General features: G+C 61.8%; 27 protein-coding genes. 2 read left to right on the top strand and 25 right to left on the bottom strand.

Going from position 1 to position 25405, the window contains the following annotated elements; genetic code table 11:
* Position 1: 1 nt before the first annotated feature.
* The 17 genes from MWU38_RS09495 to MWU38_RS09415 are packed head-to-tail and all read right to left on the bottom strand — an operon-like array spanning position 2 to position 14893.
* A complete protein-coding gene (locus tag MWU38_RS09495; RefSeq protein WP_247271589.1) occupies positions 2-1438 on the bottom strand; it encodes a conjugal transfer protein TraH in 1437 nt (478 codons plus the stop codon).
* Positions 1428-2240: a conjugal transfer protein TraF gene (locus tag MWU38_RS09490; protein WP_247271588.1), complete on the bottom strand. Its 813-nt coding sequence runs from the start codon at positions 2238-2240 to the stop codon at positions 1428-1430. The genes MWU38_RS09495 and MWU38_RS09490 overlap by 11 nt, the downstream gene beginning before the upstream one ends.
* Positions 2237-3958, bottom strand: coding sequence for a conjugal transfer protein TraN (locus MWU38_RS09485; protein ID WP_247271587.1), 1722 nt, complete (start codon positions 3956-3958; stop codon positions 2237-2239). The genes MWU38_RS09490 and MWU38_RS09485 overlap by 4 nt, the downstream gene beginning before the upstream one ends.
* A complete protein-coding gene (gene trbC, locus MWU38_RS09480) occupies positions 3955-4710 on the bottom strand; it encodes a type-F conjugative transfer system pilin assembly protein TrbC (RefSeq protein ID WP_034953493.1) in 756 nt (251 codons plus the stop codon). The genes MWU38_RS09485 and trbC overlap by 4 nt, the downstream gene beginning before the upstream one ends.
* On the bottom strand, positions 4707-5720 hold the full coding sequence (gene traU / locus MWU38_RS09475; protein WP_034953496.1) for a conjugal transfer pilus assembly protein TraU: 1014 nt from the start codon (positions 5718-5720) through the stop codon (positions 4707-4709). The genes trbC and traU overlap by 4 nt, the downstream gene beginning before the upstream one ends.
* The gene (gene traW / locus MWU38_RS09470; RefSeq protein WP_034953499.1) at positions 5717-6349 is read right to left on the bottom strand and encodes a type-F conjugative transfer system protein TraW; all 633 of its coding nucleotides are present in this window, start codon (positions 6347-6349) and stop codon (positions 5717-5719) included. Before traW ends, traU begins: the two co-directional genes overlap by 4 nt.
* A complete protein-coding gene (locus MWU38_RS09465; protein ID WP_034953500.1) occupies positions 6349-6855 on the bottom strand; it encodes a S26 family signal peptidase in 507 nt (168 codons plus the stop codon). Before MWU38_RS09465 ends, traW begins: the two co-directional genes overlap by 1 nt.
* Entirely contained in the window at positions 6852-7247 is a 396-nt protein-coding gene (locus MWU38_RS09460; RefSeq protein WP_223073032.1) for a TrbI F-type domain-containing protein, read from the bottom strand. Before MWU38_RS09460 ends, MWU38_RS09465 begins: the two co-directional genes overlap by 4 nt.
* On the bottom strand, positions 7240-7644 hold the full coding sequence (locus MWU38_RS09455) for a hypothetical protein (RefSeq protein ID WP_034953502.1): 405 nt from the start codon (positions 7642-7644) through the stop codon (positions 7240-7242). The genes MWU38_RS09460 and MWU38_RS09455 overlap by 8 nt, the downstream gene beginning before the upstream one ends.
* A complete protein-coding gene (gene traC, locus MWU38_RS09450; protein WP_247271586.1) occupies positions 7644-10193 on the bottom strand; it encodes a type IV secretion system protein TraC in 2550 nt (849 codons plus the stop codon). Before traC ends, MWU38_RS09455 begins: the two co-directional genes overlap by 1 nt.
* Positions 10190-10771: a hypothetical protein gene (locus MWU38_RS09445; RefSeq protein WP_247271585.1), complete on the bottom strand. Its 582-nt coding sequence runs from the start codon at positions 10769-10771 to the stop codon at positions 10190-10192. Before MWU38_RS09445 ends, traC begins: the two co-directional genes overlap by 4 nt.
* Entirely contained in the window at positions 10768-11637 is an 870-nt protein-coding gene (locus MWU38_RS09440; protein ID WP_223073036.1) for a DsbC family protein, read from the bottom strand. The genes MWU38_RS09445 and MWU38_RS09440 overlap by 4 nt, the downstream gene beginning before the upstream one ends.
* Positions 11634-12920, bottom strand: coding sequence for a TraB/VirB10 family protein (locus tag MWU38_RS09435; protein ID WP_034953506.1), 1287 nt, complete (start codon positions 12918-12920; stop codon positions 11634-11636). Before MWU38_RS09435 ends, MWU38_RS09440 begins: the two co-directional genes overlap by 4 nt.
* Positions 12920-13675, bottom strand: coding sequence for a type-F conjugative transfer system secretin TraK (locus tag MWU38_RS09430; RefSeq protein ID WP_034953507.1), 756 nt, complete (start codon positions 13673-13675; stop codon positions 12920-12922). Before MWU38_RS09430 ends, MWU38_RS09435 begins: the two co-directional genes overlap by 1 nt.
* Positions 13672-14241, bottom strand: coding sequence for a type IV conjugative transfer system protein TraE (locus MWU38_RS09425; RefSeq protein ID WP_034953508.1), 570 nt, complete (start codon positions 14239-14241; stop codon positions 13672-13674). The genes MWU38_RS09430 and MWU38_RS09425 overlap by 4 nt, the downstream gene beginning before the upstream one ends.
* 12 nt (positions 14242-14253) lie before the next feature.
* Positions 14254-14541, bottom strand: coding sequence for a type IV conjugative transfer system protein TraL (traL, locus tag MWU38_RS09420; protein WP_034953510.1), 288 nt, complete (start codon positions 14539-14541; stop codon positions 14254-14256).
* A 25-nt stretch (positions 14542-14566) separates the two neighbouring features.
* Positions 14567-14893, bottom strand: coding sequence for a TrbC/VirB2 family protein (locus MWU38_RS09415; protein WP_034953512.1), 327 nt, complete (start codon positions 14891-14893; stop codon positions 14567-14569).
* Positions 14894-15253: 360 nt separating this feature from the next.
* Between MWU38_RS09415 and MWU38_RS09410 the strand changes: the two genes are divergently transcribed.
* Together MWU38_RS09410 and MWU38_RS14930 are read left to right on the top strand one after the other, a co-directional pair.
* Positions 15254-15736 carry a helix-turn-helix transcriptional regulator gene (locus MWU38_RS09410; RefSeq protein WP_034953514.1) on the top strand — a complete coding sequence of 161 codons (483 nt, stop codon included), beginning with the start codon at positions 15254-15256 and terminating at the stop codon, positions 15734-15736.
* A complete protein-coding gene (locus tag MWU38_RS14930) occupies positions 15729-15971 on the top strand; it encodes an AlpA family transcriptional regulator (RefSeq protein WP_082831456.1) in 243 nt (80 codons plus the stop codon). The genes MWU38_RS09410 and MWU38_RS14930 overlap by 8 nt, the downstream gene beginning before the upstream one ends.
* 261 nt (positions 15972-16232) lie before the next feature.
* On the opposite strand, the gene MWU38_RS09400 is transcribed toward MWU38_RS14930, so the two are convergent.
* The 8 genes from MWU38_RS09400 to MWU38_RS09365 all read right to left on the bottom strand — a co-directional run bounded on the left by MWU38_RS09400 (position 16233) and on the right by MWU38_RS09365 (position 25279).
* Entirely contained in the window at positions 16233-16610 is a 378-nt protein-coding gene (locus MWU38_RS09400; RefSeq protein ID WP_247271584.1) for a copper-binding protein, read from the bottom strand.
* Entirely contained in the window at positions 16589-19756 is a 3168-nt protein-coding gene (locus MWU38_RS09395; protein ID WP_247271583.1) for an efflux RND transporter permease subunit, read from the bottom strand. The genes MWU38_RS09400 and MWU38_RS09395 overlap by 22 nt, the downstream gene beginning before the upstream one ends.
* Positions 19753-21246, bottom strand: coding sequence for an efflux RND transporter periplasmic adaptor subunit (locus MWU38_RS09390; RefSeq protein WP_034953519.1), 1494 nt, complete (start codon positions 21244-21246; stop codon positions 19753-19755). Before MWU38_RS09390 ends, MWU38_RS09395 begins: the two co-directional genes overlap by 4 nt.
* On the bottom strand, positions 21243-22478 hold the full coding sequence (locus MWU38_RS09385) for a TolC family protein (protein WP_034953521.1): 1236 nt from the start codon (positions 22476-22478) through the stop codon (positions 21243-21245). The genes MWU38_RS09390 and MWU38_RS09385 overlap by 4 nt, the downstream gene beginning before the upstream one ends.
* 632 nt (positions 22479-23110) lie before the next feature.
* Entirely contained in the window at positions 23111-23599 is a 489-nt protein-coding gene (locus MWU38_RS09380; RefSeq protein WP_034953522.1) for a DUF6692 family protein, read from the bottom strand.
* Entirely contained in the window at positions 23596-24123 is a 528-nt protein-coding gene (locus tag MWU38_RS09375) for a DUF305 domain-containing protein (RefSeq protein WP_034953524.1), read from the bottom strand. The genes MWU38_RS09380 and MWU38_RS09375 overlap by 4 nt, the downstream gene beginning before the upstream one ends.
* Entirely contained in the window at positions 24120-24533 is a 414-nt protein-coding gene (locus MWU38_RS09370; RefSeq protein ID WP_034953527.1) for a potassium channel family protein, read from the bottom strand. Before MWU38_RS09370 ends, MWU38_RS09375 begins: the two co-directional genes overlap by 4 nt.
* A complete protein-coding gene (locus MWU38_RS09365; protein WP_034953530.1) occupies positions 24530-25279 on the bottom strand; it encodes a glutaredoxin in 750 nt (249 codons plus the stop codon). The genes MWU38_RS09370 and MWU38_RS09365 overlap by 4 nt, the downstream gene beginning before the upstream one ends.
* Positions 25280-25405 lie beyond the last annotated feature (126 nt).

Genomic DNA, 25405 nt, shown 5'->3' with positions numbered 1-25405 from the left:
CTCAGGGGATGATCGAGCGCGATTGCAGGCCTCGCGACCAGTCGAGCGCCGCGGACATGGACGGCGACATCGAGGCGGCAAGCGCGTTCTCGATCATCGCGGTCTTCTCGATGATCTGCATGATCGCCGAGACTTTGGCCTGTCCGGTCGCCTGCCGCTGGACGAGGCCCGAGCGCACTTCGGCGACCTGGCCGCGCCATATGGCGAGCTTGGCTTCGTCGGCAGCGATGAAGCTCGCCATCGAGCGACCGGCTTCCGATACGATGCGGTCGAGGATCGCATAGAGAAGGTCGATACTGGCGATCTCGGCGAGCGTGTCGCGGTCGTCGGTCGGCATGCCGCGACCATAGGCGGCCTGGACGGTGAGAATCTTGTACAAGGGGACCGAGGCGACCTGCAGCAGTTCCTTCTCGGCATTGCCGATCGCGGTGTCGGTGCGGATGGCGTCGACCATGTTGCCGATGAGGAGCGCGACGCGCGGGCGGATCGCCTTGGCATTGGAAAGGCTCATTTGCTCGAAGGTGGGATTGAGGCAAAGATCGATCTCGTCGCAGCGGAAGACGCGCACCGTCTGGCCCTGCGTCCCGTCGAGCAGCGCGCTCACAAGCGTCGAGGAGGCATCGCCGGCGAAAGGCACAAACTTGCCTGGCTCGTCGTCCTTGGGCGGCACATAGATCACGGTGCCAATGAGCGTCATCGCGTATTCCGCAAGCTCGCGGTCGAAACTGCCGCCGGGGTTGAAGAACGCACTCTTTTTCAGGACGTGCCAGGTATAGTTGCGCGCCACGCCCGGATTGACGTCGGCATAGTCAGTGCCCGCGCCTTCATTGGTCGAGGCGCGCTGGCCGCGCGTGCCGCATCCGTGCTTGGCGGCGGCATAGTCGGAGAAAATACCTTCGGAGTTGCCGATCGCTTCGCAGATTGCCTTGTCGGCGAGATCGCCCTTGGGCCACAGGCCTCCGACCAGCCCCTGCGCCATTTCGCAGGAGTTGATCGAGAGGTTATTCATGAGCTGCGCCTTTTGGCTGAACTCCTGCATGATCTTGTTGCACTCGGGGCAAACGGTGTCGATCGCGAGGCTAAAAGCAAAGCCGACCGCGTTATTCGCCACGGCCTTCAGGAGCGCGACCATCTCGCTTGCATTGATGAAGGAAAAAGAGCCGGCGAAGATATCGATCCCGCCGCAGCCGGCGCGGGCTCGAGGGAGTTGAAGATTGGCGATATTGGTCGTCTTCTGCGGGAAGCGCGTCCAGACATTGCCGAGGCTGTAATAGCCCGCCGACTGGCCTTCGAAGGCGGTCGGGCCGGTTACATTGGCCGCAGCACCCATGTCGTCCATGAACCGGTCCATGCTGTCACCGACATTGGCTGCAACTGGGGACGCGACCAGGCTGGCAGCGGCGAGGGTCAGCGCTACATTTCGAATGCTAGTAATCATGTCCGGCTTCCTTCGAGGTGAGGAGGTAGATGCGGTCCTGGAGCTCGTCGGCAGAGAGCACGCCGTACCCGATCGGGATCGGTCGCTTGGTCACGCTGTCCCACAGCACAAGCGCCGGTGTGGCCTTGCCTTCGAGACCGAGTCTGGCGCGCTGGTTTGTTTCGACGCGGTAGTCGGGAAAGTGTCGCGAGGGACCGCCATCGGTCGAGATAGCGCGCACGGTGATGTGCCAGCGGTCGGCAATGCCTTTGACGATCGGGCTCATCACTTCGCACGGGCCGCAGGTGGCGCTGAAGAAATAGAACAGTCCGTAACGTTGCGAGAGCCGTGCCATGACGCTGTCGCGCTCGGCGCTGCGCGCATCTTGCCACTGCTTTTTGGCGACCGCTCCGACGGGGCGTTCGAGCGTGTAGTCGAGCTCGGGGTCCTGCCAGATCGCGCGTTGCCAGACGTCGGAGAACAGCGAGGCGCGGTCGAGCTGCGCGCGCTGGAAGCGGATATAGGCGGCGACGTTCGCTTCGGTCGGATAGAGGATCGCGCGCGCCTTCAACTCGCGCAGTTCGGAGGTAATCGCGTCGAGTTCTAGGCTGGCCGGGACCGGTTGGGTTTCGGGCTGTTGCGGCTCTTCTGCGGGAGAGGGTCTGACGCAGTAGAACCAATAGCCGAGCCTGCGCTCTTTGCAGTAAAGCGCATCGGCCGAGGTGGTCGATGGAGTGGCTTGCCGATCCTGGGCTTGGGCCGAGGTCGTGGGAAGAACGCTCAGGCTCAGGGCCAGCGCCGCCATGCGATAGATATGGGTCATTGGCCGCCCCTTGCGTAATAATCGTCGATCTTCTGCTGGATGAGGATGCTCGTTTCGAGTTCGTCGGGAAGTCGGGCAGCCTCGGTGAACTCGGCATAGACTTCGCTGAAATCCATGCGGGATAGATCGAGCTGCGCGAACTCGTCGAGCGTGAAACCCTCGCATTGTTCTTCCTTGGGCTTGTCCCAGGGTTTGGGAAGCTGTTTGCGGCCCTGTTCCTGGAGGATGCGCGAGAGCTTGCTCTCAAAGCAGCAATAGGCCTTCTTCTTGGTCAGGCAGACGCCGAGAAACTTGTCCGAGCAATAGGTCCCCACATATGCGCACAGCCCCTGCGCATCGCGCTGGTGGAGCAGCACTTCCTCGCGGTCGCAGCCGAGCGCGACCAAGAGGCTGATCCCCGGAATGAGCGGGAAACCCTTGCCCTTGCAGCAGTTGAGCACGCCGAAGACCTTGGACGAGCAGGTGTTGCGCGTTCCCCGGAACAGCGTCAGCGTGTTCGGATCGAACTGACCGCGCGCTTCGTCCATCGCATGGAGCGCGGTGACCGCATCCTTGAACTCGTCATTGGCCCTGCGCTCGATCGTCTCGCAACTGCCGTCGATGCAATAGACATCGCCATCGCAAACATACTGCGCCCCATTCTCGGTATCGGGGAGCGGGCATTCGTATATGCGCTCCCAGGTCTCGCAAGGCGTCTCTTCGGTGAGGCATTCCTCGCGGACAAACCGGCAGGTGCCCTGGCTTTCGATATCCGAGCAATCGGTTGCCGCTTCGCGCGAGGTGCAGGTGTAGCTGCGCTGCCATTCCCAGCAGGGCCGGGTGACCGAGACGCCATCGACCACGCGGGTTTGTGGATCTGAATCGGTGCAAATCTCTGCGTCGAGCGTGCAGTCGCCATTGTCGGCAAAGCCCGTGCACTGGCTCTCGTCTGGAACGGTGTCGACCGTGCTGTCGGTGGTTACCGCATAGGGCGTGTAACGGGCATCGGGCGCATCGCAGGAGATTTCGGCGATCGGATCGCCAGGCTCGGTGCAGTAGCGGGTAAACTGGTCCTGCCACCATTGCAGACATGGACCTGGGCGATAGCCGGTTATGCGGCACGAGCCGCCATCGAATGCGGAGCACCATGGAAGTCCCTGATAGATGCCGGTGTCGTTGCAGAGGTAATGCCATTGCTGGCGCTGGGTCACCTTGGCAGCGAGTGGAACCGCGCATTGGCCCGCCGACTGGTCGATCCGCGTGCCGGTGTTGCAGGTCGCGGTGTACGTTCCCGCCGAGCCCGAGCCGGGCGGCAGGGCAACGCATTTGCCCTGGCTGCCCGAGATCTCCATGCCGCTGGTGTAGTCGAGCGGCGTCTCGTTGATCGCGAGGCTTCGCGCGATCACGTCTTCAATGTCTTGCCTGTCGAAACGCGCGCGGTTGGCGATGCTGTCGCGCATCGCGCGATAGCCCTGGTGTCCGGTGGCCGCCGCCCCGGCATTGCTCTCGATCCGGTCGGGATTATCGGCGAGCGTTTCAAGGTCGCGCACTGCGTTGCGATCATAATTGGGGAGGGTGGATGCGTTGGGCTGCGACCTGGCGGCTGCCTGCGCTTCGCTGCGCAGGCTTTCGCCAAAGGCCTTTCCCTCGGCCCGCGCGTCCTGTTGCTGCGCGGAGAGGGGCGCGGCGACGGCCAGAAAGGCAAGCAGTCCAAGGCGAAGCGATTGGGTGGGTCTCATGGCCGCTCTCCTTCGAGGCGGCGGAGATGCATGCGTGCGAGCTGCGCGCCCGGACCGCGTCCCGAAGCAAAGGTATCGAGCACTTCGGCAACGCTGATATTGCCTGCAATGCGGTCGTGCGGCGGGATGATATCGCTGCAGTTGAACCCGTCGCAGGGGGCGAAGTCGCTCGCGATCATAACGAAGCTCGGCGCGACCTCGATATCGAAGGCGCGGAACAGGCGCGGGTCTATCCCGAGCGCACCGGCCTCGCTACCATCGCTCCAGATCGCAGCGATGCGCTTCTTGAAGCGCGCGCTGTCGCCTTGCGGGAATCCGCGCAGCACGGTGACGCCGCCGGCTCTCGAGACATCGCGCACCAGCGCCTTGAGCGATGGTTCGGGCATTCCCAGCGAAGCGAAGGCAATGAACCGGGGCGTCTCGCCCATCGCTGCCAATTCCGCATCGGCCTGAGCGCGGATCATGCCATCAAGATCGAGCGGGCCGGTATCCGCAGTCGCTTGCGCCGTTTCTGCATAGGCTGTGCGGTTATCATAGGCCGTTTGCTGAGCGGCGCGCGCGTCTTCTGCCAGCGCATCGGCCTTGGTCCTTACCGACGTGGCGAGCGCTTCGGCATCGGCAGTATGCTCACTGGCGCGAGCGCGGATTTCAGCAAGATCGAGTTCGGGCGAACTCTCCTGCGCAGACGCGGCGGCAAAGGCGGCGGCGGTTGCAAGGCTGATAGTGACGAGCAGGGGGAAGGCGTTTCTCATAGCGCGCAGCAATTCCTCTTGCGCCAGACGAGGTATCCCATGTCTTCGCCGATGGCGGGAATGACCTGTCCGGGGGACTGGAAGGTGGTGGAGGCACCGATGGGCGGGCAGGCGTAACGGCCCTTGGTTGCCGGATTGGGATTGGTGGCCTGGAAGCGGTATTGCTGCTTGCGCATCACCGGCATCAGATATTTTCCGCAAAGACCTTTGGAGCCCATCGTGCCCCACGAGACGAGTTCGCGGTGGAGCTTGTAGGCAAAGCGCGAGAGCACGAGCCGCGAGGCCTGGACGTGTCCGATCGAGGCCGAGACATTGCCGTTCATCGGATACATCGAACCCTGGCAGCCTGCGCACCAGAACATTTCGTCGAGCGGCAGGTTAGCGGTCGATGCAGCGCAATCCGCCGCGCAGGCGGCGAGCGCCAGCGGGTTGGCGAAGAGAACCGCTTCGGGGTTGATGATCGCGGTAAGCTCGCTGTCCTGCCACAACGGATCGATCTCGGAGATATAGAGGATGTCGATCGAACCCGGCTCGAGGCACAGGAAATCGGCAACGATCTCCATCCAGTAGATCAGCGGATAGGCGTACCAGTGGACGTGCCAGCTCGAATAATACTGACTCGCGCCGCCCACCGCCGAGGGACCCGAGATTGAGCGGAAGCCGATATCGAAGCCGGGATCGAGCTTCATCCCGCCCAAATTGACGAAGCACCACGGCTTCATGCTGACATCGGCAAGCCGCACCGGCTCCCAGAACCCCATCGCGATGCCGGGCCGGAGCCCGCACAGACACACGGGCAGGTCGGGGTTGTCGGGATCGGGACGGTTGCTCGGCCAGATCTCGAGCCCGCCGACAGATATCGGGAACAGGCACGACCAGCAGATGTCGGTGATCGGATTGACGAACTGCCCGGTGCATTTGCCCGGACCGGCATCGGCTGAGGCCGGTGAGGAAAGAGCGAGCGACAATGCCGCTGTAACGAGGATGAGGAAGGCGCGGATGCTGCTCATGGCTGGGCCTTTCGGGGCGGCAGCGCGATCTCGCTCACTTCGAGGACGCGCCCGTTCTGGCGCACGCGCGCGGGGACGGCCTTGATGCCAAATTTCTCGGTGAGCTTTCCGCGCTGGTCGAAATAGAAGCGGCGCTGGCGGGCCTTCATCAGCTCGAGCGGTGCGCCTTTCACGAGGATCAGCTTGGCATTGGCGTCCTGTCTCAGTGCCCAGCGGATCTGCGCCGGATCATCGCCGTCGAGGAACAGGAGGTCGGAACGTAGCTTGACGCTGTCGAGCGGATTGACCTGCGTTCCGGCAGCATGGATCAGTTCGCCTTTGGCGCCGCGGATATCGGCGGCAAGCGTGATCGTCGGATCGAACGGCCAGCTGCGATTTTCGCTCGCGCGGATCAGGCCGCCGACTGGGTCAGGCCGGTTGACCCGCGCGATGGTGCGTCGCTTCAATTCCTGGTTGAGCCGGGCAGTCTCGCCCGAGGCTTCCATTGCGGTGAGGCGCGAATGTATTTGTTCCAAGAGGTCGCGCTCGATGACCGGGAAGACCGCGCCGCGTTGACCATAGTCGCGTGCCTGAAGGCTTGCCGGGAGTGCAGCGAGGAGAAGTGCACCCAGCGGAAGGAGGGAACGCATCACAGGATCGCCCTCCCGCTGCCGAGGATTTGCCCGCGACACACGAGCCCGATCTCTGCGTAGCGGCTGTCGAGGCCGCGCGGATGGCCCGTTCCGGTGTAGTAGCAATTGTCCGGTATCGCGCCTTCGGGACCGCGCGTGAGCGGAATGCCAAGGCGGGTGACCTCAAGCCGCGTCGCGACCTTCTTGCCATTGATGAACACTCCATCGTCCTCGTGGCGCACGATATCGCCGGGCATGCCCAGCACGCGCTTGCCGAACATTTGCGGTGCTTGACCGAAATGTGTCTCGACGAGTTCGCTTCGCGGCGGCTCGAAGAATATCAGGCTACCGCGCGCGATTGGTGCCTTTTTATCGAGCCAGAAAGCCCAGTTGGGGAGGCTCGGGCTGGCATTGATGAGGAAGGCGTGGTCCTTGCTGAAAGCATCGAGCGGTGCCCAAGCAAAAGGCAGCAGGACGAGGCCGGACAGAAGCAAGGGGCGGCGCAAGCGGAGTGGCAGTCTCATGGCTGCTCTCCATCTTCGAGTGTCTTGGGATCAAGCTTTTGGGCGATACGGCGCTCGAGTTCGGGGGTCGCATCTTCGGCGGCCCCTGCAAGAACCGCTTCTGCCATCAGCAGCACGCGGCCATCGTTCCCCATCTCGGCAACCGCGTTTTCCGCAGCCTGGAGGTAGGCAAGGCTTGCGGCCTGAACCGCTGCCGGATCGGCATCGGCGCGCGCGGCCTCCTCGACGAAGCTTCCGATGGTTTCGGCGAGGCGGACGGTGACGATGCGCTGCTCAGGAGAGCTGGCGATCTCGCGCGTCACCCAGGCGCCCCAGAGCAGCGCCGCAACCAGGGCTGCGGTGGCTACCAGTTTGAGAGCGAGCGAATGCGAAGTGTGGACCTGATCAGACATGGGCAGGGTCTCCTTCATTGAGGCGGCGATCGAGACGGCGCAGGAAGGCGGGCATGCGCAGCAAGGCAAGGCCTCCGGCGGCAATGAGGAATGCGATCTGGAGGTCCTGCGCAAAGAAGCGGCGCGCGATCGGTTCGGCGGTGTGGTAATGGTCGGCGAGGTTGCCGAGCTGAGCGAAAAGCAATCCCAGGTCCCAGCCTGCTACAGCCAAAAACACGAACAGCGGCAGGCCGAGGACCAGAAGAAGCGTGGTAACTGCGAAGCCTGTAGTTTCGATCAGAACGAGACAGGTGCCCTGAAACAGCTCCAGCCAGTCGATGGGTTGACGATCAGGCCTTGCCGTCATTGGTGTCGGGAGCGGGACGCGGTCTACGAGCGTGGTGGTTTCGAGCGTCATTATGCAGCTCCTTCCACACCTGCGACCAGCGCGACCGCGCGCTCCAGTGGCATCCCGCTTTCGACATGGCGGTGGATCTCGGCATAGGTGTCGGGATCGGAGGAGAAGATGGTTGCCGAGAGCGGATCGAGCACGAGCCGTCCGACGGCCTCCATCTCCGGACCTTTCAGATAGATCTCGCTGTATTCGGTGCCCGAGCGCTTCAGGCTGCGGATCAGCGTCTCGGTCCGGTCGTCCATGTCGAGCCGCGCTTCCTTGCGGAAATCGGCAATGGTCTCGGGCTTCTGCTGGAGCACCAGCATCCAGTCGCTGTTTTCAAGCGCGGCGCGCGCGCCATCGGACTTGTAATAGTCGTTCAAGGACTGAGTGGCGGTCGCAAGCGCGCCGCCATATTTGCGCGCGGTGCGGGCGTAGGTCTCGACGAACTCTCCCATCGAGCCGCCCTTGAGCATGGCCCAGGCTTCATCGATCAGCAGCAGTTTCTTGGTCGCGCGCGAGCTGCGCGTCATCGCCTGGCCGGTCATGAACATGATCGCCGAGAGGACGACGCTTCTGAGTTCCTCGCGGCTCGCAAGGTCGCTCATCTCGAACACGGTAAAATCGTCTTCGAGCGCGAAACTTGCTTTTCCCGAGAAGAACCCGGCATAGCTCCCACCGCGGCAGAAGGGCGCGATCGCGGTGGCGAGATCTTTGCCCGCCTCGTTGTCGCTAGAATGGAGGGCATGCGCGACATCGTCGATCGCGCCGCCGCTGCCGAGCGCTTCCCACACCTGCGTCACCACCCGGTCGATGAGGCCGCGTTCGGTGTCCGAGGGTGCTGCACTCGGCCGTGCCATCTGGCCGACGATCGCCTTGATCATCGCAAAGCAATCGAGCCGGTAATCCTCGTCCTCATGCGCGCGGGCATCATCGACCATCGAGAAGGGGTTCAATGAGAAGCCCGAGGCAAGCGTGAACTCGACGAAGCGGCCACCCTGCAATTTGACCGAATGCTCAAAGCTGCGCCCGTCATCGATCACGACAACCTTGGCGCCGGCACCGCGCAAGGCAGTGCACAGCTCCTGCAGCAGCACCGACTTACCCGAGCCAGACTTCCCGCAGATCGCGATGTTGTGATTGCCTGCCTTGTTTTCGAAGGGTGACCAGAAGAAAGGCTGGCCGCGTCGTCCAAGAAGCAGCAGATGCGGTATCTCGCCTCCGAGATACTCGCCCTGCATCGGCGCGATGTTAGCCGCCGTGGTCGAAAGCATCGTGCGGAAACGCTTGAGACGCGCCATGTCGTGGACGAGCCCGTCGGCAAGGCTCAAGGGAAAGGCGGCGACGAGACCTTGCAACTGCAGGAAACGTTCGTCGGCAAGATCCCATCCGGCCGCCTTGTAGATCGCCTTGACCGTGCGCTCGTGCGCATCGCCATCGCCCAATGGCGAGATTGTCGTGAGCCCGTAGAACAGCTTGACCAGTTTCTTGCCAGCCTGGAGCTCGGCCTGGACGTGCTTCCATTCGGCCGATTGCTCGGAAAGCTTTGGGAGGAAGCGCGCGCTCTTGGTCTCTGAAAGACTGGTGGTGCGCATGAACTTGTAGCCCGCGCGCGCGGCTGCGGCTTCCTGGTCTGGATAGTGCAGACACAGCATGGTCGCGGCGGGGCAGGGAAAGCGCAGCTTGTCGGTGAACATGTCGCCGATCAGCCGTGCGCATTCCCACGGTGCCCAGCGCTCGGGCGTCGAACGCACGCCGTAATGGCGCACATCGAAGCGGTCGGGATAGCATTCGCCCATTTGCGGTACGCCATCGCGGCCACGCCCCGTTTCGCGAAAGCGCTCGGTGCGCAGGATCAGCCGGTCGTCCTCGACTTCGAGTTCGATGTCGCGCCGGATGGCCTGGGCATCGAGCGTGTCTTCCCGGTTCCAGTGTGTGCGCTCGGGTTCGCGCGCTGTTGTCGGCGAGGTCAGCTCGTCAACGAGTTCGAGGAGACCCGCCGGCTCGAGTGCGTTCGACGCGAGCCCTAAGGAATTGAGCATTCCCATAAGCCCGTCGCGGCATTCGGTCAGCTCTGCATCCGTGACATGGCCCGGAACCGGGACACCGAGCGAGACGATCAGGCGAACATGGCGCGCGTGAAACGGTGCATGCGCCGAGCCCGATTGCCAAACGAGATCGTAGAGCCGGCCCACGCGCGCTTTCGCGATGGCTTCGTAGATGCCGCCCTGTTCGTAGCGCGGTCCAAACCACGGGGCCACGATCGCCCCGATCCTGGGCGACGCAAAGTTCAGGACTTGGAGGCAGGCCCCCTGCGGCAGGCTCTCGGAAAAGAACTGGCCTAGTATTTCGCCGGTGCGCTCGTCCGCACCGATCAGCGGGGTCACTTCTAGGACGAAGCCCTTCGAGTGCGCGTTGCGATAGATTCCGGGTCCCTCGTCGAAGACTCGGTAGGCCAGCCAGTCCGACAGCATGTCGAGCGAGAAGTGGGCCTGCGGATGGTCGGCGCGCTTCGCGTCCCCGAACAGTCCGGAGAGCAGCGCATCGCGTGCAGAAGCAAGCGAGAGGTTCATCGCGTCTCTCCTTCAGACGTAACAGGGTGGGGCACCCGGCCGGGGGAGGGGGGACGGCCAGGTGCCCCTTGGTCCGGCGCCGAAGCGCCGGGCAGCTCCGGCGCACCCTGGGAGGGGATAACCAGGACGTCCGGAAGCTGCTGGGGGAGGGAAGAAGGAACGGTGTCACCGCCCGTTGCGTCACCGGTGCCGGTTGTGCCGGGCGAGTTCTGACTGGTGCGGCCGAGCGCGCGCAGGACATCGCCGGTCGAAAGCGGGGCTCGCCAGCTCGATGCAGATTTCTCTGCAAGGGGCACGTGGACCACGCGCGCTTCGTGCTCGCGCCCGTTCGCGTCACGCCAGGCTGCGAGAACGACGCGCAAGGTGCGACCATTCGTAGCTAGCGTGGAAGAAGCCTTCGTGCCCTGTGGTTGCAAGGCTTTCGTCGCCTGCTCGTCGATCGCAGAGGTAGGTGCGCAGCTACCTTCGGGTGCGCGGCAGGCGAAATCGCCTTTGACGTTGCTGCCGAGCGTCGTGCAGCCGCCGATTGTCAAAGCAAGGCTTGTCAGCGCGCCGAGTTTGATGAGGCGCGGGCTCATTGTTCAGTTCCCGGCTTGGCGCCTGCGAACTTCTTCAGCGTTGCCGCATCGCGGTAGCCGTGGAGGACTGCGCCGTCGCTCGCGCGCACAATCACCGGGGTTCCGGCAAAGCCATTGGCACGCGCGAAGGCTTCGTTGGCATCGAGCGCCTCGCCAGCGTCGCAATCGGCCTGGGCCGAAGGTGCGCGCCCGGCATAGGCAGCATGGAGCGCCCTTGCCTTGTCCTTGGCGCAGAGCACGCCTTCAGACATTCGCCGGCTCGATGCGCCGAAGATCGAGATCGGGCGCTCCTCGACCAGCACGCCGGCCTTTTCGAGCTCGCCGGTCAGCCGCTGGCAATAGCCGCATTGGAAATCGGAGAAGACAACGAGACGCGGCCCTTTGCGGTTGCCCCAGACGACCGCGCCATCCTTGGGCAGGCCTGAGAGGTCCACCCTGGTTTTCGCGGGCGAGGTTCGCGGTTCGGGAGAACGCGTCTCCGCACGGCCTGCCGCCCGCGCTGCCCCGGCAGCGAGCAGGTCCGGATTGAGCTCGAGCAGCCGAGCGGCAGTGACGTCGCGACGCTCTTCGAGGTCGTAGAGACGCCCGACGAAAAGATAGCGGGCGGCCTCGTCGATATAGAACAGGCTCTCGCCCGAGACGACTTCGCACCACGGCGCGAATGTCGTGCAGTCGAGCGCGTCGATCGGCGTCTTGGGCAGGCGCAACTTCAAGGCCTGTGCGACATCACGCGCAATAGCAGCCTGAGCCGGCATGGCGGTGACCACCGCAACGCCGCTGGTAAGCAGCGCCGCTGCGCTGGCTGCGGCAAGGGAGAGGTGGGCGAAGCGGGACTTCAGACCCGGCCGGAATTCGTTAAAGTTCATTGAGAAGTGCTCCTGACATGGACGCCGTCGAGGAAGACGATCTCGACTGCGATGCCGGTCGGCATCTCGACGACGGGTTGATACTGTTCTGCGCGTTCGATGAGGTATTTGCTGACCGTGTCGGCCGCTTCGCCCGCGCCCTGGCCGAAGCCGCCTGCAAGGATGTCGGTGGGGGACAGTGCCTCGCGCGCGCCGTCTTCGCCGACACGCCCTGCAAAGACGCCGTTGGCGTTGGCCGAGAAACCGCGTCCGAAGCCGCCGACGATCCCGGCGAGCAGAGCCTGGCTGACAAGACTGCCTTCGCGGCTGACGACGCGGCCGCGCACGCCGGACTTTCCGGCAAAAGCGATGAACCCTTTGACCTCGCTGACCGCGTAGCGACCGCCGGGCTGCGCGCAGGTCATGCGTACGAGCTTGACGTAAACCTTCTCGGACGAGAGATCGCCGCGCGCTGCGCCATTGACCAGGCAGCCGGTTAGATCGGTGGTAAGCAACCGATTGCCCTTGAGCACCGAGCGTGCAGGTCCGGTGATGCGCAGCACCACGGGAAGCGGATCGCTCTGGCTGGTGACGCCTGTCGATGCGTCGACGCCGACGATTACGGTCGCAGGCGCATAACTGTTGGGCGGCAGGTAGTCGCGGCTTGCCTCGAGCAGCAGCAGCGGCGAGCCATCGCTCGATCTCGCATGTGAAGCCTTCGCTTTCTCGCTCTCGAAGCTCAGCAGGCTCGCTTTGGGTTCGGCCAACGCTGTGGGATCGAGCGTAGAGGGCGGAAGGCCTGCCTGACGCGGATCGACAGGAGCAACCGGTGCGGTGGGCGGATTGGCCCGGACGGTCTCGAGCTCGCTGCGCAGCACCGCATTCTCCGCCGAGATTGCATCGATCGCCGCCTGGCCATCGCTCAGCATCCGCGCGTTCTCGCCGCGCAGGGTTTCGAGCTCCTGCTCGATCGCGCTCTTGGGAAGCTGGCTTTCCTGGAGATCCTTGATCGCCTTTCCCTGCGCGTCGAGGCGGTTGCCGTAGGTGGCAACGAACTCGCGCTGTGACAGATTGCGATTGACGAGGCCGCCGGTATCGATGGTGGTTGCACCGCCCTCTTCGCCGTCCTGCGCGTCCTCGCCGCCGAAGATGAACATCGACCCGGCGATCAGAGCGACTGCACCAATTCCGCCGAGCAATAGCTTCTGTCGCTGCGCGATCGCGGAGTTGAGCTTCGCGCGCTTGGCGTTGCCCTGGTCTTTGGCGCTTTGGCCTCCTGAGCCATGCGAGCTGTTGTCGGCCATTACTCGAGCCCTCCCTTGGCGAAGACGAGGAAGGCTTGTGTCGTCTCTCCGGGAGCAAGCGCGTCGCGGCCATAGGCAAAGGCAAGTGCGCCCGCAGGAGCCGCTCGCTCGCCGGCAAGATCGATGGGTTCGGAACCGAGGTTGCGCAGGGTGAATGCCTGGCCAGTCAGCTCGGCGCCTTCGTATTCGGCGACTTGCTGGACCTCGAGACTGCCCGTCCGGCGCGGTCGTGAAAGTGCAGCCCGTGCGCGAAACCCGGGCAGCACCGCGTCATTCGCCATGGCCTCGATCAGGCGAAGCGTGGCGTCATCGCGGCTCGGTGAGCCTTCTTCCCAGTCGGCGGCCTCGGACTTGGCAAGGGCCGGATTGGTGACGAAGAGCTGGCTCGCTTCCTCACCCTCGACGCGGCAGGCAAACTTGTACACATGGCCCGCGCTGCTGGTCGCGAAGAAGCTGACTCGGACGCTCGCATATTGCGGCGGCACCGAGACATAGATGTCACCGCGCACCGGCTCGTGGGTGACTTCGAAATCGTTGTAGGGAAAGCCGCTCGCCATCTTGGACACATTGGCGAAGCCGTCTTCGACGAGCGCGATGCGGGTGAGCGCACCGCGCGCCAGGACGCAGTCGATCGTTGCGCCATCGGCGGCCTCGAAGAACTGGTCCGCCTGGGCTGGCGTAGCAGATGCGAAAGTCAGTGCGGCGAGGGCGACGCTGGTCAGTGCGGCCGGGAAGGGACGGGCAAGGAGACTCATAGGTCTACCTCCTCGGTGGTGTTGGGAAGCTGGCGGAAACCCGAGAGGCCGAGACTGAGACCGCGGCGGTTCCAGGTGAATTCGAAGCTGCGCTCCTGGCTCGCGATGACCTGTGCTCCGACGAAGGTCTTGAGCGTGCCAGTGACAGTGGAGGTCAGCGCCTTTGTATCGACGCGCATCGAGGCGATGACGAAGGCTTGGCTGATATCCGAGCCTCGTTGTTCGTCGACAATCTTGACGAGCTCGGCCTTGAGGTGGCCGCGCGAGGCCGGATCGGCCACCTTCAGGATTTGCTCCATCCAGTAGTCGAGACTTTCCGGCGCGCGGTTGAGGAGCATCAGCGCGGTGTCGCGGGTGACGAGCTCGAGATAGTGCGTTTCGATGCCGCCGCTGCTGAGCGCGATCCGCTCGGACGTGACTGGAACAAGCACGAGCGTTTCGTCGCGCGTTGCCGCCGCGCCGACTGCGAGCACGGTGGTGAGACCGAGCACACCGGCAAGCGCCGCAAAGCGATTGCGCTGCTTCAAATGTCGCTGCGCTTCCTCGTAGGCGAATTCGTGGTTCATGGATGTCCTCCCTCAGCCTGCGAGCAGGCGGCAATGGGAGGGCGGCGTGGCTTTCAAACCGAGGAAGCTCCCCGGCAGATACCAGTAGGCAGCGTGCACCAGTTTCGACCCTGCACCTGACGCCTTCGCCTTTCGAAGGGCAAACCAGGTAATTCCAGAAAGGACCGTGCCGATGATGATGTGCTGTGCCAGGATGCCCCAGGCGAACGGGACAAGAAGTCCCGCAAACTCGTCGATGGTCCAGAAGCCGATCAGTTCTGGATCGTCGAGCCGCCGTGGAACGAGGTATGTGTTGGCCATGCCGCCCTCCTGTCGAGACCTGCGATCAGATGGTCGCGGTCACGACCGAGGTGACGATCGGAACGCCGGTGCCGACACCGATGCCGACGCCCACTGGCACGGCTACCTGTCCGAGCGCGAAACGGCCTGAAGCAAGCGCGATAAGGCCGCCGGCAAGGCTGAGGACGGTGATGATCTTGCCGCCTGAGCCTTCGAGGAAGTCGGTAAATTTCTGCAGCGCAGGGTCGAAGGTCGTATCCGCGCCGGCATAGGCTGCGCTGGCGCAGGCAAGAGCTATGGCAGCGGGAAGAAAGTAGTCGCGGGCGCGAACGCTGTTCTTGTGGTGTTGCGGAAGGGTGCTTGCTTTGGTCATCGAGGAACTCCGTTTCAAACATTGGCAGCGATGCGTTCGCTGTATGTTCTTTCCTCGATCCAAAGGGAGGGTGTAGGAAACTCCGATCGTGACTGGGCCGATCAATGACCAGGCGAAAAGCGACAATTTTCCGCGATCGGCTGCGAATTGCGCTCTCAGGTCGTGGTCCTGCATCTCGATGACCGAGATATGCGCCGCGGGTGACGGGTATTGCGCTTTGACGACCGGCTTCTGCGCGAATCAAGATTCGGCGACGATCCGCCTCATCCTATAAGTTCTATCTTTGTTCTTTTCACTTTCCTACAGTCTTCCTGCTCGGTTAGCGCGACTCTTTAGTTGAGCAATCCTTAGGAAGGTCCATTGGTCAGTCCCGACAAGTCCGCAGGCAAACAACTGCATGAAGGTCTCGCCAGCTTACTGGCTGCCACTGTCTCGAACAGCGGCAAGACTCGCATCGAGATTGCCCGTCAAACATCAATCCATAAGGATGCGCTCCGCCGCATCCTGACCGGCGAACGGGCAGCCTCACTTGCTGAAGCATCGCACATATTGAACGCCTGCGGGGTCGATCCGAAGCTGTCGCTTGCGCTTTTCATACTGACCGACGCGGACCAGGCGATCCAGTGGATCGATACCGAGGTCGGCGACTTCCTCGGCGCATTCTTTACCGGACTACCCGTCGCCTTGACCTGCGAACTCGGCTCAAGGCTGCAGGAAGTGCGGCCACGCTGGGCGAAGGGAACAGCGCAAAGGCTCGCACGCCTCCTCTCCGATCACATTGATGATCTCGAACGAAGAGACGCACTCTATATCGAGAACGTCAACGGGAGGGTCGATGACTAAACCGGAAACTCCACTCTCGGGCGGTCCGGCGAACGCCGTTGACTATGTTGCGGAGCCATCAGAGCGGCTGTTGCGCCTTCCTGAAGTCATGGAGCGCGTAGGCCTCAGGCGCACAGCTATCTACCAGAGAATGAGGGAAGGGCGGTTTCCGCAATCGAGGTCGCTCGGGTCTCGCTGCACCGTCTGGGTGGAGTCCGAAGTCAACGACTGGATCGCTCGTATCAAAAGGTCTTGAAAGCGTCTGGACTGGGCTTGCTCCTCTATCGAGCTGACGCATCAAGCCATGGCTAAGTTTAGCCTCGTATAACGCGCACATTATCCGGATAATTCCGGTTTCACAAAAATCAGGCAACATGTGCGATTGCCATATCGAGCCGCGATACGGATCTTATTTCGATCGGAATTGCGACAATCTATCCCAAACAAGCACCCTTGGCCGAGCCAGTGGTTGGTCGGCCAAGGGTGACGCTTTTCTTGTGCGAAAAGTTTCGCAGGCTTACTGCTTCGTGATCGCGGTGATCGTGTTGCCTTCATCGGTCGCCTCGACCGTGAATTTGATCGCATCGCCAACCGAGATGTCGCCGCGCACTTCCTCGCTGGCATCAAATGCCATGACCATCTGCGGCCAGCCCAGTTCTGCAACGGGTTCATGATCGACGGTGATGGTGCCTGTCTCGGCATCGATGGCGGTGACGGTTCCTACAGCGCTGGCCGTTTTTGCGCCATCAACCGCATCCATCGCCGACATGTCGTGTCCTTCCATCGCCATCCCGTCCATCGGCATGTCTTCCATGGTCTCTGTTTCCTGCGCGCTATCGCAAGCAGCGAGGGCCAGGGGCGCAGCAAGCAGCATCATAAGGGTTGAGGTACGCATTCAGTTTCTCCTTCAGATTGTGGTGACCGCTCGGGCCGGGGGCGCCGCATCAAGAGGTATGCGGCGGGAATAACGAACATGGACAGCAGCGGGGCGGTGATCATGCCGCCGACCATCGGCGCGGCTATGCGGCTCATGACCTCCGATCCCGCTCCGGTTCCAATCAGGATCGGGAAGAGACCGGCGAGTATGACGGCCACCGTCATCGCCTTGGGGCGGACGCGTAGCAGCGCGCCTTCCCTGATGGCTTCGCCCACGTCTTCCGCATCGAGTTCGCCTCGGCCCTTGGCAAGCGCAGACTTGAGATAGATCAGCATGATAACGCCGAACTCGGCCGACACGCCGGCGAGGGCAATGAAACCCACCGACGTGGCGACCGACTGGTTGTAGCCCATCAGGTAGAGCAGCCAGAACCCGCCGGTAAGGGCGAAGGGCAGCGTGCCCATGACAAGCAGCGCTTCGTCGAACCGTCGGAAGATCAAATAGAGCAGGACGAAAATGATGCCGAGCGTTGCGGGAATGACGACCTGCAACCGTTCATTGGCGCGAGTGAGATACTCAAACTGCCCCGCATAAGAGATGCTTACGCCCGCAGGCAGATCGACGCCCTCCGACACCGCTGCCTGAAGGTCGCTTACGACAGAACTGAGGTCACGTCCCCGTGTGTCGACATAGACCACGCTGATCAGACGTCCTTGCTCGTTCTTGAGCATCGGTGGGCCATCGCTGACGCTCACCTGCGCAACTGTACCCAGAGTAATCTGCTGCCCGGACGGAGTAAGCAAAGGAAGCGCGCGCAGTTCACCGATGCTGTCGCGGATCTCGCGCGGATAGCGCACATTGATCGGATATCGCGCCAGCCCTTCGACGGTCCGCCCGATATTCGCGCCGCCAATCGCACCCGACACGATCTGCTGAACATCGGCGATATTCAGCCCGAAACGCGCTGCGGCGACCCGGTCGATGTCCACATCGACATAGCGGCCTCCCGAAAGACGCTCTGCCAAGGCGGAACTGACGCCGGGAACCTGTTTCGCGACGTTCTCGACCTGCAACGCCACGCGCTCGATCTCGGCGAGGTCTTCACCGGACACTTTTACCCCGATCGGGCTCTTGATACCGGTCGCCAGCATATCGATGCGGTTACGGATCGGCGGAACCCACACATTGGCGAGGCCTGGCACCTGCACAGCCTGGTCCAGCTCTTCGACGAGCTTCTCCGGCGTCATTCCGGGCCGCCACTCTTCGCGAGGTTTGAAACGGATAGTCGTCTCGAACATCGTGAGCGGCGCCGGATCGGTCGCGGTGTCCGCACGCCCTGCCTTCCCGAACACGGTCTCGACTTCGGGAACGGATTTGATCAACCGATCGGTCCGCTGAAGCAAGGCCGAGGCCTCACCCGGTGACAGGCCGGGCAGCGCGCTCGGCATGTAGAGCAAGTCGCCCTCGTCGAGCGGTGGCAGGAATTCACCGCCAAGACGGGTGAACGGGACCAGCGTTGTAAGGAACACGAGCCCTGCCACGACCAGAGTGGTCTTGGGCCGGCTGAGCACCCAATCGAGACCCGGCCGATAGACCTTGGTCAGAGCACGGTTGAGGAGATTGGTATCCTCCTTGGGGATTTTCCCGCGAATGAGCCAGCCCATCAGGACGGGCACGAGGGTTACCGACAGGATCGCCGCCGCTGCCATGGCATAGGTCTTGGTGAACGCCAGCGGCGAAAAGAGGCGCCCCTCCTGAGCCTGCAGTGTGAACACCGGCAGGAACGAGAGGGTTATGATCAGAAGGCTGAAGAAGAGCGCTGGCCCCACCTCTTTCGAGGCTTCGGCGATCAGCTTCCAGCGCACGTTATCGGACAGCTCTTCATCCGGGTGATCCTCTTCCCAATGCTCGATATGCTTGTGCGCGTTCTCAATCATGACGATGGCCGCATCGACCATCGCGCCAATGGCGATGGCAATCCCGCCAAGGGACATGATGTTGGCATCGACGCCTTGGAAACGCATTACAATGAAGGCGGCCAAAACCCCTAGCGGGAGCGTTACGATGGCGACAAACGCGGATCTGACGTGCCACAGGAACAGAGCGCAGACGATCGCGACGATTATGAATTCGGCGATGAGTTTGCCGGTCAAATTGTCGATCGAGGCGTCGATGAGCTTCGATCGATCATAGGTCGTGACAATCTCGACCCCTTCGGGAAGACTGGGCTTGAGTACTTCCAGCCTCTCTTCAACTGCTGCGATGGTAGCGCGTGCATCCTCGCCTTGCCTGAGGACGACGATGCCGCCTGCGACCTCGCCTTCACCGTTGAGTTCGGCAATGCCGCGCCGCATTTCTGGGCCAAGCTGGATCGTGGCGACATCGGATAAGGTGACAGGGATACCGTTCCCGACCGATTTGAGCGGGATTTGCCTGAAGTCTTCGAGGGACGTGAGATAGCCCGAGGCGCGGACCATGAATTCCGCCTCACCCATTTCGACAACCGAGCCGCCGGCCTCCTGATTGGACGCCTGGATCGCGCGCACGACATCGCTGTGGGTGACGCCGAGCGAAGCCATCCGATAGGGTTCCAGCACGACCTGGTATTGCTTGACCATACCGCCGACGCTGGCGACCTCAGCGATGCCGGGAATGGTCTGGAGCTCATAGCGAAGGAACCAGTCCTGAAGGCTGCGAAGGTCAGCCAGATCGCTGTTTCCTGTTCGGTCGACCAGAGCATACTCGTATATCCAGCCGACGCCCGTCGCGTCCGGCCCCAGCGAACTGGTTACTCCTTCGGGCAGCTCATTTTGCACCTGGTTGAGATATTCGAGTACGCGCGAACGTGCCCAGTAGAGGTCCGTCCCATCCTCGAATATCACATAGACGAAGCTGTCGCCGAACATCGAATAGCCGCGCACTGTTTCCGCGCCCGGCACCGACAGCATCGTGGTCGCAAGCGGGTACGTGACCTGATCCTCGACGATGCGCGGAGCTTGCCCCGGATAATTCGAGCGCACCACGACCTGCACGTCGGACAGGTCCGGGATTGCATCGACTGGCGTTGCCCGCACCGCCCAGAAGCCGGCCAGCGTGACTGCGATAGCTGCCAGAACGATGAAGAACCGATTGGCAATCGACGCGTCGATAATCCGCGCAATCATCGTTCGACCTTCCGAATGGACTCGATGCGCGGACCGGTGTCGGCTTGCGAGAATGTGAACTCGACATCATCGCCCGGCTCGAGACCCTCGACCAGAGAGGCGTCGGCTAGGGCGAAGGGCATGACCATGCTCGGCCACTCGAGTGCCGGCACCGGCGCGTGATTGAGAGTGATCGAAGCTCCGGCAATCTTCGTGATGCTTCCCGTGGCAGTGTAGGTTTTCATCTTTGCCGGGCCGTCGGATGCCATATCCATGCTTCCGTCGATCGACCTGACATCGATCCCGGCCAAACTCGCTTCGGAATCGATCAGGAACTGCCCGGATGTGACGACCTCTTCGCCTTCGGCAAGGCCTGCCAGGATCTCGGTCCTGCCATTCGCCTCGCGTCCGATTTCGACCTCTGCAGGCAGGAAGGCGCCTTCATCCTGTTTGAGCATCACAAGATTGCGGCGTCCGGTTCGAATGACCGCCTCCGACGGCACCAGCAGCGCACGACGCGTGTCGGGCGAAAGCGACACCTGCGCGAACATGCCCGGCTTCAGTCTGCCGCGGGGGTTCGGTAGTTCAGCCCGTACGGTGATCGTCCGGCTAGCTGCATCGGCGCTGGGCAAAATGGCGGTAATGCGCCCCGCAAATCGTTCATCGGGAAATGCTGCCAGAGTGGCGCTGACAGTCTGACCCTGCCGTACATTTGCTGCCTGTGTCTCGGGCACAGAGGCTTCCAGCCATATCGGGGAGAAGCCGGTAATCTCGGCCAGTGTCTGACCTTCCATCACCGTCATGCCTGGTCGCACGCCGAGCATGGTAACAGCGCCGCCCACAGGCGCCGCAACGGTGATTGTGGTTTGGGCACGGCGTGTTCGCTCGACAGACGCGATCATTGCATTGGTCATGCCGAGCAGGCGCATGCGTTGCCGCATGGCATCTGCGAGCGCTGCATCACCGGTATCCAGCACGGCGAGGTACTCGCGCTGCGCGCCGCCCCAGTCAGGGACCAGAATGTCGACGATGGGAGCGCCTCGACCCACCACGTCGTCCTTGGCAAGGCCGTAGGTTCGTTGGACATAACCGCCTGCTCTTGGCTGGACGATGGCCACGTCTCGGCTGTTGTAGGCCAGGACGCCCGTCACGGTGATTTCCGGCTCGAGAACTCCGAACTCGGCCGCTGCAGTGCGGATGCCGAAATTCTGGACCAGGCCGGGATCAATCCGCACGCCCGCTTCGGCCGCTTCTCCCGCGCACTTTGGAACCAGCATCATGTCCATGAAGGGCGACTTGCCGGGCTCGTCAAAGCGCTGTCCCGGCACCATCGGATCGTACCAGTAGAGCACCTCTTCGCACTCCGTCTCCGAGGAGCCCGACATCCCACCCTCGCTCTCACCTCCTAGGAGCGAGAGCGCGTATCCGACACCGAGGCTGACAAGCGCGACGGCTGTAATGATTGCATAGGTCCGTTTTGAAAGACCCGAGCTCTTGATCGCATCGCTCATGGCTGTTGCTCCCCATAGGTCAAGCGAAGCATTTCGGCCCATTCCACGGTCGCAGCTTCGCGTTCAAAGATTTCAAGATCGAGCAAAGCTAGATCCGCCTTTGCTGCAATCACGTCGATTAGGTCCGCGTTTCCGGCGGCGAAGCTCGCCGTCTCCAGTTCGACTCTCTGCCGGGCCAGAGGCAGCAATTCATCGCGCGCGCGTTCCCATTGGCGCTTCGCGCTGCGCCATGAGGCAAGATCGGACTCGAATTGGACTCGCAGCGCCCGCAATCGATCGTCGCGCTCCGCCTGTGCGGCGGCGGCCTCAGCTTCGGCGGCACGAATGCGCGGCTTTTGACGCCGATCGGTGAAGATGGGCAGGGTGACCGATCCCATGACGGAGAATGCATCACCGAAGGCAGGATCGCGCCGGCCATAATTCACACTGACTCCGAAATCGGGGCGCAAGTCAGCGCGCGCCAGGTCAGCGCTAGCCTCTGCTCGTCCGGTCGCTGCGTCGGCAAGACGGATGACGGGGTTGAAGTCCAGAGCTTGCTCAAGGCTGTCGCTGTCGACATTGGCCGCTGGCGCATTACCTGCGACCGCAGGGCTGTCCGTTCGAATGTAGCTCGAGAGCATGGCGCGTGCGGCATCTCTTTCGGCTTCAATTCTTGTGATCGCATCTTCGATGACCAGAAGCTCGCGGCGAATGGCGAGGCTTTCGGCCGGACGAGCCGATCCCGAAGCGACGGCGCTGTTCGCCACCGGCTGAAGCCTGCGCAGATCGCTGAGAGCCGTATGCGCGAAGGCGAGTTTTTCCTCCGCATAATACAGATCGATCCAGGCAGTTGACGTGGCGATATCGATCCGCTGCTGCGCAACCCCAAATCGCATTTGCGCGAGCGCTACATCTGACTCCGCTACGTCTCGACGGGCTCTGCGCCGGGCCAGGTTCGGGATTGGTTGCTCAATGCCAACAGCAATCTGCGTTGGAAGCTGGCGATCAAACTCGAACGCTACTGGCCCTGTAATTGGCAAGTTTGCAATCCCGCCACGCAGCACAGGATCGGGCAGTTCATCTGCGGCTTCCGAGGCATCTCGCGTGCCGTCGATACGCAATTGCGCGGCCTGGAGCAGCGGCTGATCTTCGCGCGCTGCTCGCAAGGCTTCTTCATAGCCAATTGGCTGCGCAAGCACCACCTGCGCTGGCATCAGGGCGGCGGCAAGGATACCGCCTATGGACCGTTTCATGGAAAAATCTCACTTGATGTGCGTGCCGAGGTCCGGCGGCAATGACGGTGCATTGCAGCGCTGAGACCGCGCAATCAGAAGGGGCAATTCGCCTTCAGGTTATTCAATCAAGTCAGATTCGTGGAGGGGGGTAATCGGGCGCAGAAGCGCGACTGAGCAGAGGTGAGGTAATGTTCGACAAATACACAGGGCCGTCGGAAAATGGCTTAACAACATGCGAAGGCGCATCGCTCCCCACCCAAACAGCAGAAACCGCATTCATTGCCAGCAAGCAATCAACCGACATGTTCTCACACGGGGCGTCAGTATCATCGCCATGGTGATGAGCGGCCTCACCTTTTTCCGAGTGATGCATCATCTGAGCGCAATCAGAAGCCAGCATCGGCTCTGTCTGAGGCATCGCAGCTGCTGTCGCTGACCCTTGGAAGATCAAGCCAAAACAGAGGAACAACGTCAGAAAGGTTCGATACAAAGCCATGCTTGGTCTTTACGCTAAATGCTAAGCTCTGGTTTCACAAGCCGCCCTGTCTCTTCTCTGCAAGAAAGGAGGCAGGGACCGCCTGCAGCGATCTCATGAGAGCCTGTCGCTAACGCGACATCAGGCCGCGCGATCATGATCAGCGCTCGCGGTTTCATGCACCTTCCGTCCCGCAAGTAGTATAGCCCCAGAAACCAAACTCATCAGAAGCACGAGGCGCGACGACGATCATTTCCTGCATACGGAGCCCAGCTGTGCCTTCATCATCCAGCAAGCGGGTGGTCACCCGAAGCTCGCCATTCGAATAGTTCCCTTGTTCATCTCTGGAGACCGGGATGAGCCGACCGTTGATCTTGATCGCTCCTTGCCCTTCGCTGTCATACACGAATGAGGGATAGGCGACCTCGGTGAGCCGGAATTGGCAATCGCCTTCTGCATCGAGGGCTGCCAGATCGGCATCAGTCATGGTTTCAGGAAGCATCAGCCCAGGGCTGAGATTGGCAAGCGCGGTGCTTGCATCTTCAATGGGAGCTGCTTGCACGGGCGGATCGAGATGTGCCTCGCGGTCGTTGCCGGGGGCGGTGTTTGTGTTGCACGCAGCGAGGCCAAGGGTCGCCAGGGTTAGGATAGCGGCGCTTCTCATTGCTGGATCTCCTCAGGCAAACGTTCTTCGGTCCGCGGACCGTTTTGTTCGATGTCATCGATAAGGTATTTCATCTCAGCGATCTCCCGGCGCTGCGCGACGATGATCGCTTTCGCGAGTTCGCGCACACGGGGATCTTTGAGGCTTGCTCGCTCGCTGGTCATGATCGCGATGGAGTGGTGCGGGATCATGGCCGCCATGTATTCCGTGTCGTCGACCGTCGTCTGACTGCGAACAAGCCAGAGAGCGAGTGCCATGGTGAGCGCGCCGACGCCAACGATGATGAAGTTCTTGGTGCGATCCTTGTACATGCCCCACATGAAGAGGAGCATGACGATCATCATCATGCCGCCCATCACGAACGTCATCCAAAAGCGCGTTTCGCTCCAGAACAGATCGTCGGCGTCAAAGGTGTTCGAATACATCAGGAAAAACATGATCGCGGTCGATGTCGCGACCATGGCCATGAAACGCCAGTAATTGCCTCCTCCACCCTCGTGAGAGGAGTGCGATTTATCGGTCATTGTGTTTCTCCTTGTGTCATCATCTTCCAGAACAATTGGGCCGAGCAGCTAATCAAGGCGAAGCCTGTCAGGGCCTCGATTCCAGCGATCACCCTCAGGTGATCGGTGGGATAAATGTCTCCCAATCCGAGCGTGGTCACGTTGATGAGGGAGAAATAGAAGTAGTCCATCCAGGTCATGGCGTCCGGTGTGTCGAAGCTACCCAGCCCCCACGCGGTGCCGAACCAGAACCCAAAACCGAACAAGGCCGCAACCAGGAGGTGCGAGAACAGCACCATGAGCGAAACCGCCATCTTCGCAGAGAGATCGGTTCGCCTATCGACAAGTCTGTGCGCGGCACCAAGCGTCGTTAAGTGTGAGGCAATCGCCAACAAGAAGAGGGCAACCGAGAGAAGCAGGGCGCCAATCATGCAAAGGCCTTGAAGCCCATCCAAAGGCCCATACCAATCATGAACAGGTTCTCGGTCAGCGAGACGAAACCGAGCGGCACGTTGCTCCCGCCACCAACACAGGCACATTTCAATTCACGTTTATCGATATAGACAGCCTTGAAGACACTCACTGCGCCGACCGTCCCGATGAAGAGCGCGAGCGGTGCCGAAAGCCACGTCAAGGCGCCCGCAGTCATCAAAATTCCGGCGGCTGCCTCGCCGAAGGGATAGATAAAGGAATAGGGCACCCACCTTTGGGCGAGCAGGTCGTAGTTCAGGAACATCGTGGAGAAGCTGCGAACATCCTGCAGCTTTTGAAGCGCGAGCAGCGTCATAGAAAGGCTGACGAACCACTCGGCTGCACGGACAGTGAAAGGCGTTTCGAAGAACGACCAGCTTAGGCCAAGCCCCAGCAGCAGTGCGACCGCAAAAATCGCCACTACAGGCTGATAACTTGTCTCGCCTTCTTCGGGCTGCGAGCGGCTTTTCCCGAAGTGTTCGCGCACGTCGTCATAGCCGCCGATCCGATCTCCGTTGATGAAGGTTTGCGGTGTGGTTTCGACCTGATGCTTTTCCTTGAAAGCATCGGTCTCGTCCCTGCTCGTCAAGTGATGGTCTTCGACTTCGAAGCCCTGGCGCTTGAGAAGATCGACCGTCTTGATTCCATAGGGACAGGTGTGATCGTCCATCACCATCCGGTAAACTTTTGCAGTTTTCGTGGTCATTTAGGCCTCGTTTCATTCATTCCGACGTTGTGGATTCTTACCCAAACCGTCCGAAGAAGTTTCAAAATTGATGAAACTTTCCTCATGGTCTCGGCCGCGGTTGAGTGGCCGCCACCTTTCCTCAAC

This window comes from Qipengyuania sp. S6317L1 (assembly GCF_023015615.1).
In the GTDB taxonomy this organism is placed as follows: Bacteria; Pseudomonadota; Alphaproteobacteria; order Sphingomonadales; family Sphingomonadaceae; genus Erythrobacter.
This window is presented reverse-complemented; position numbering and strand designations above follow the sequence as displayed.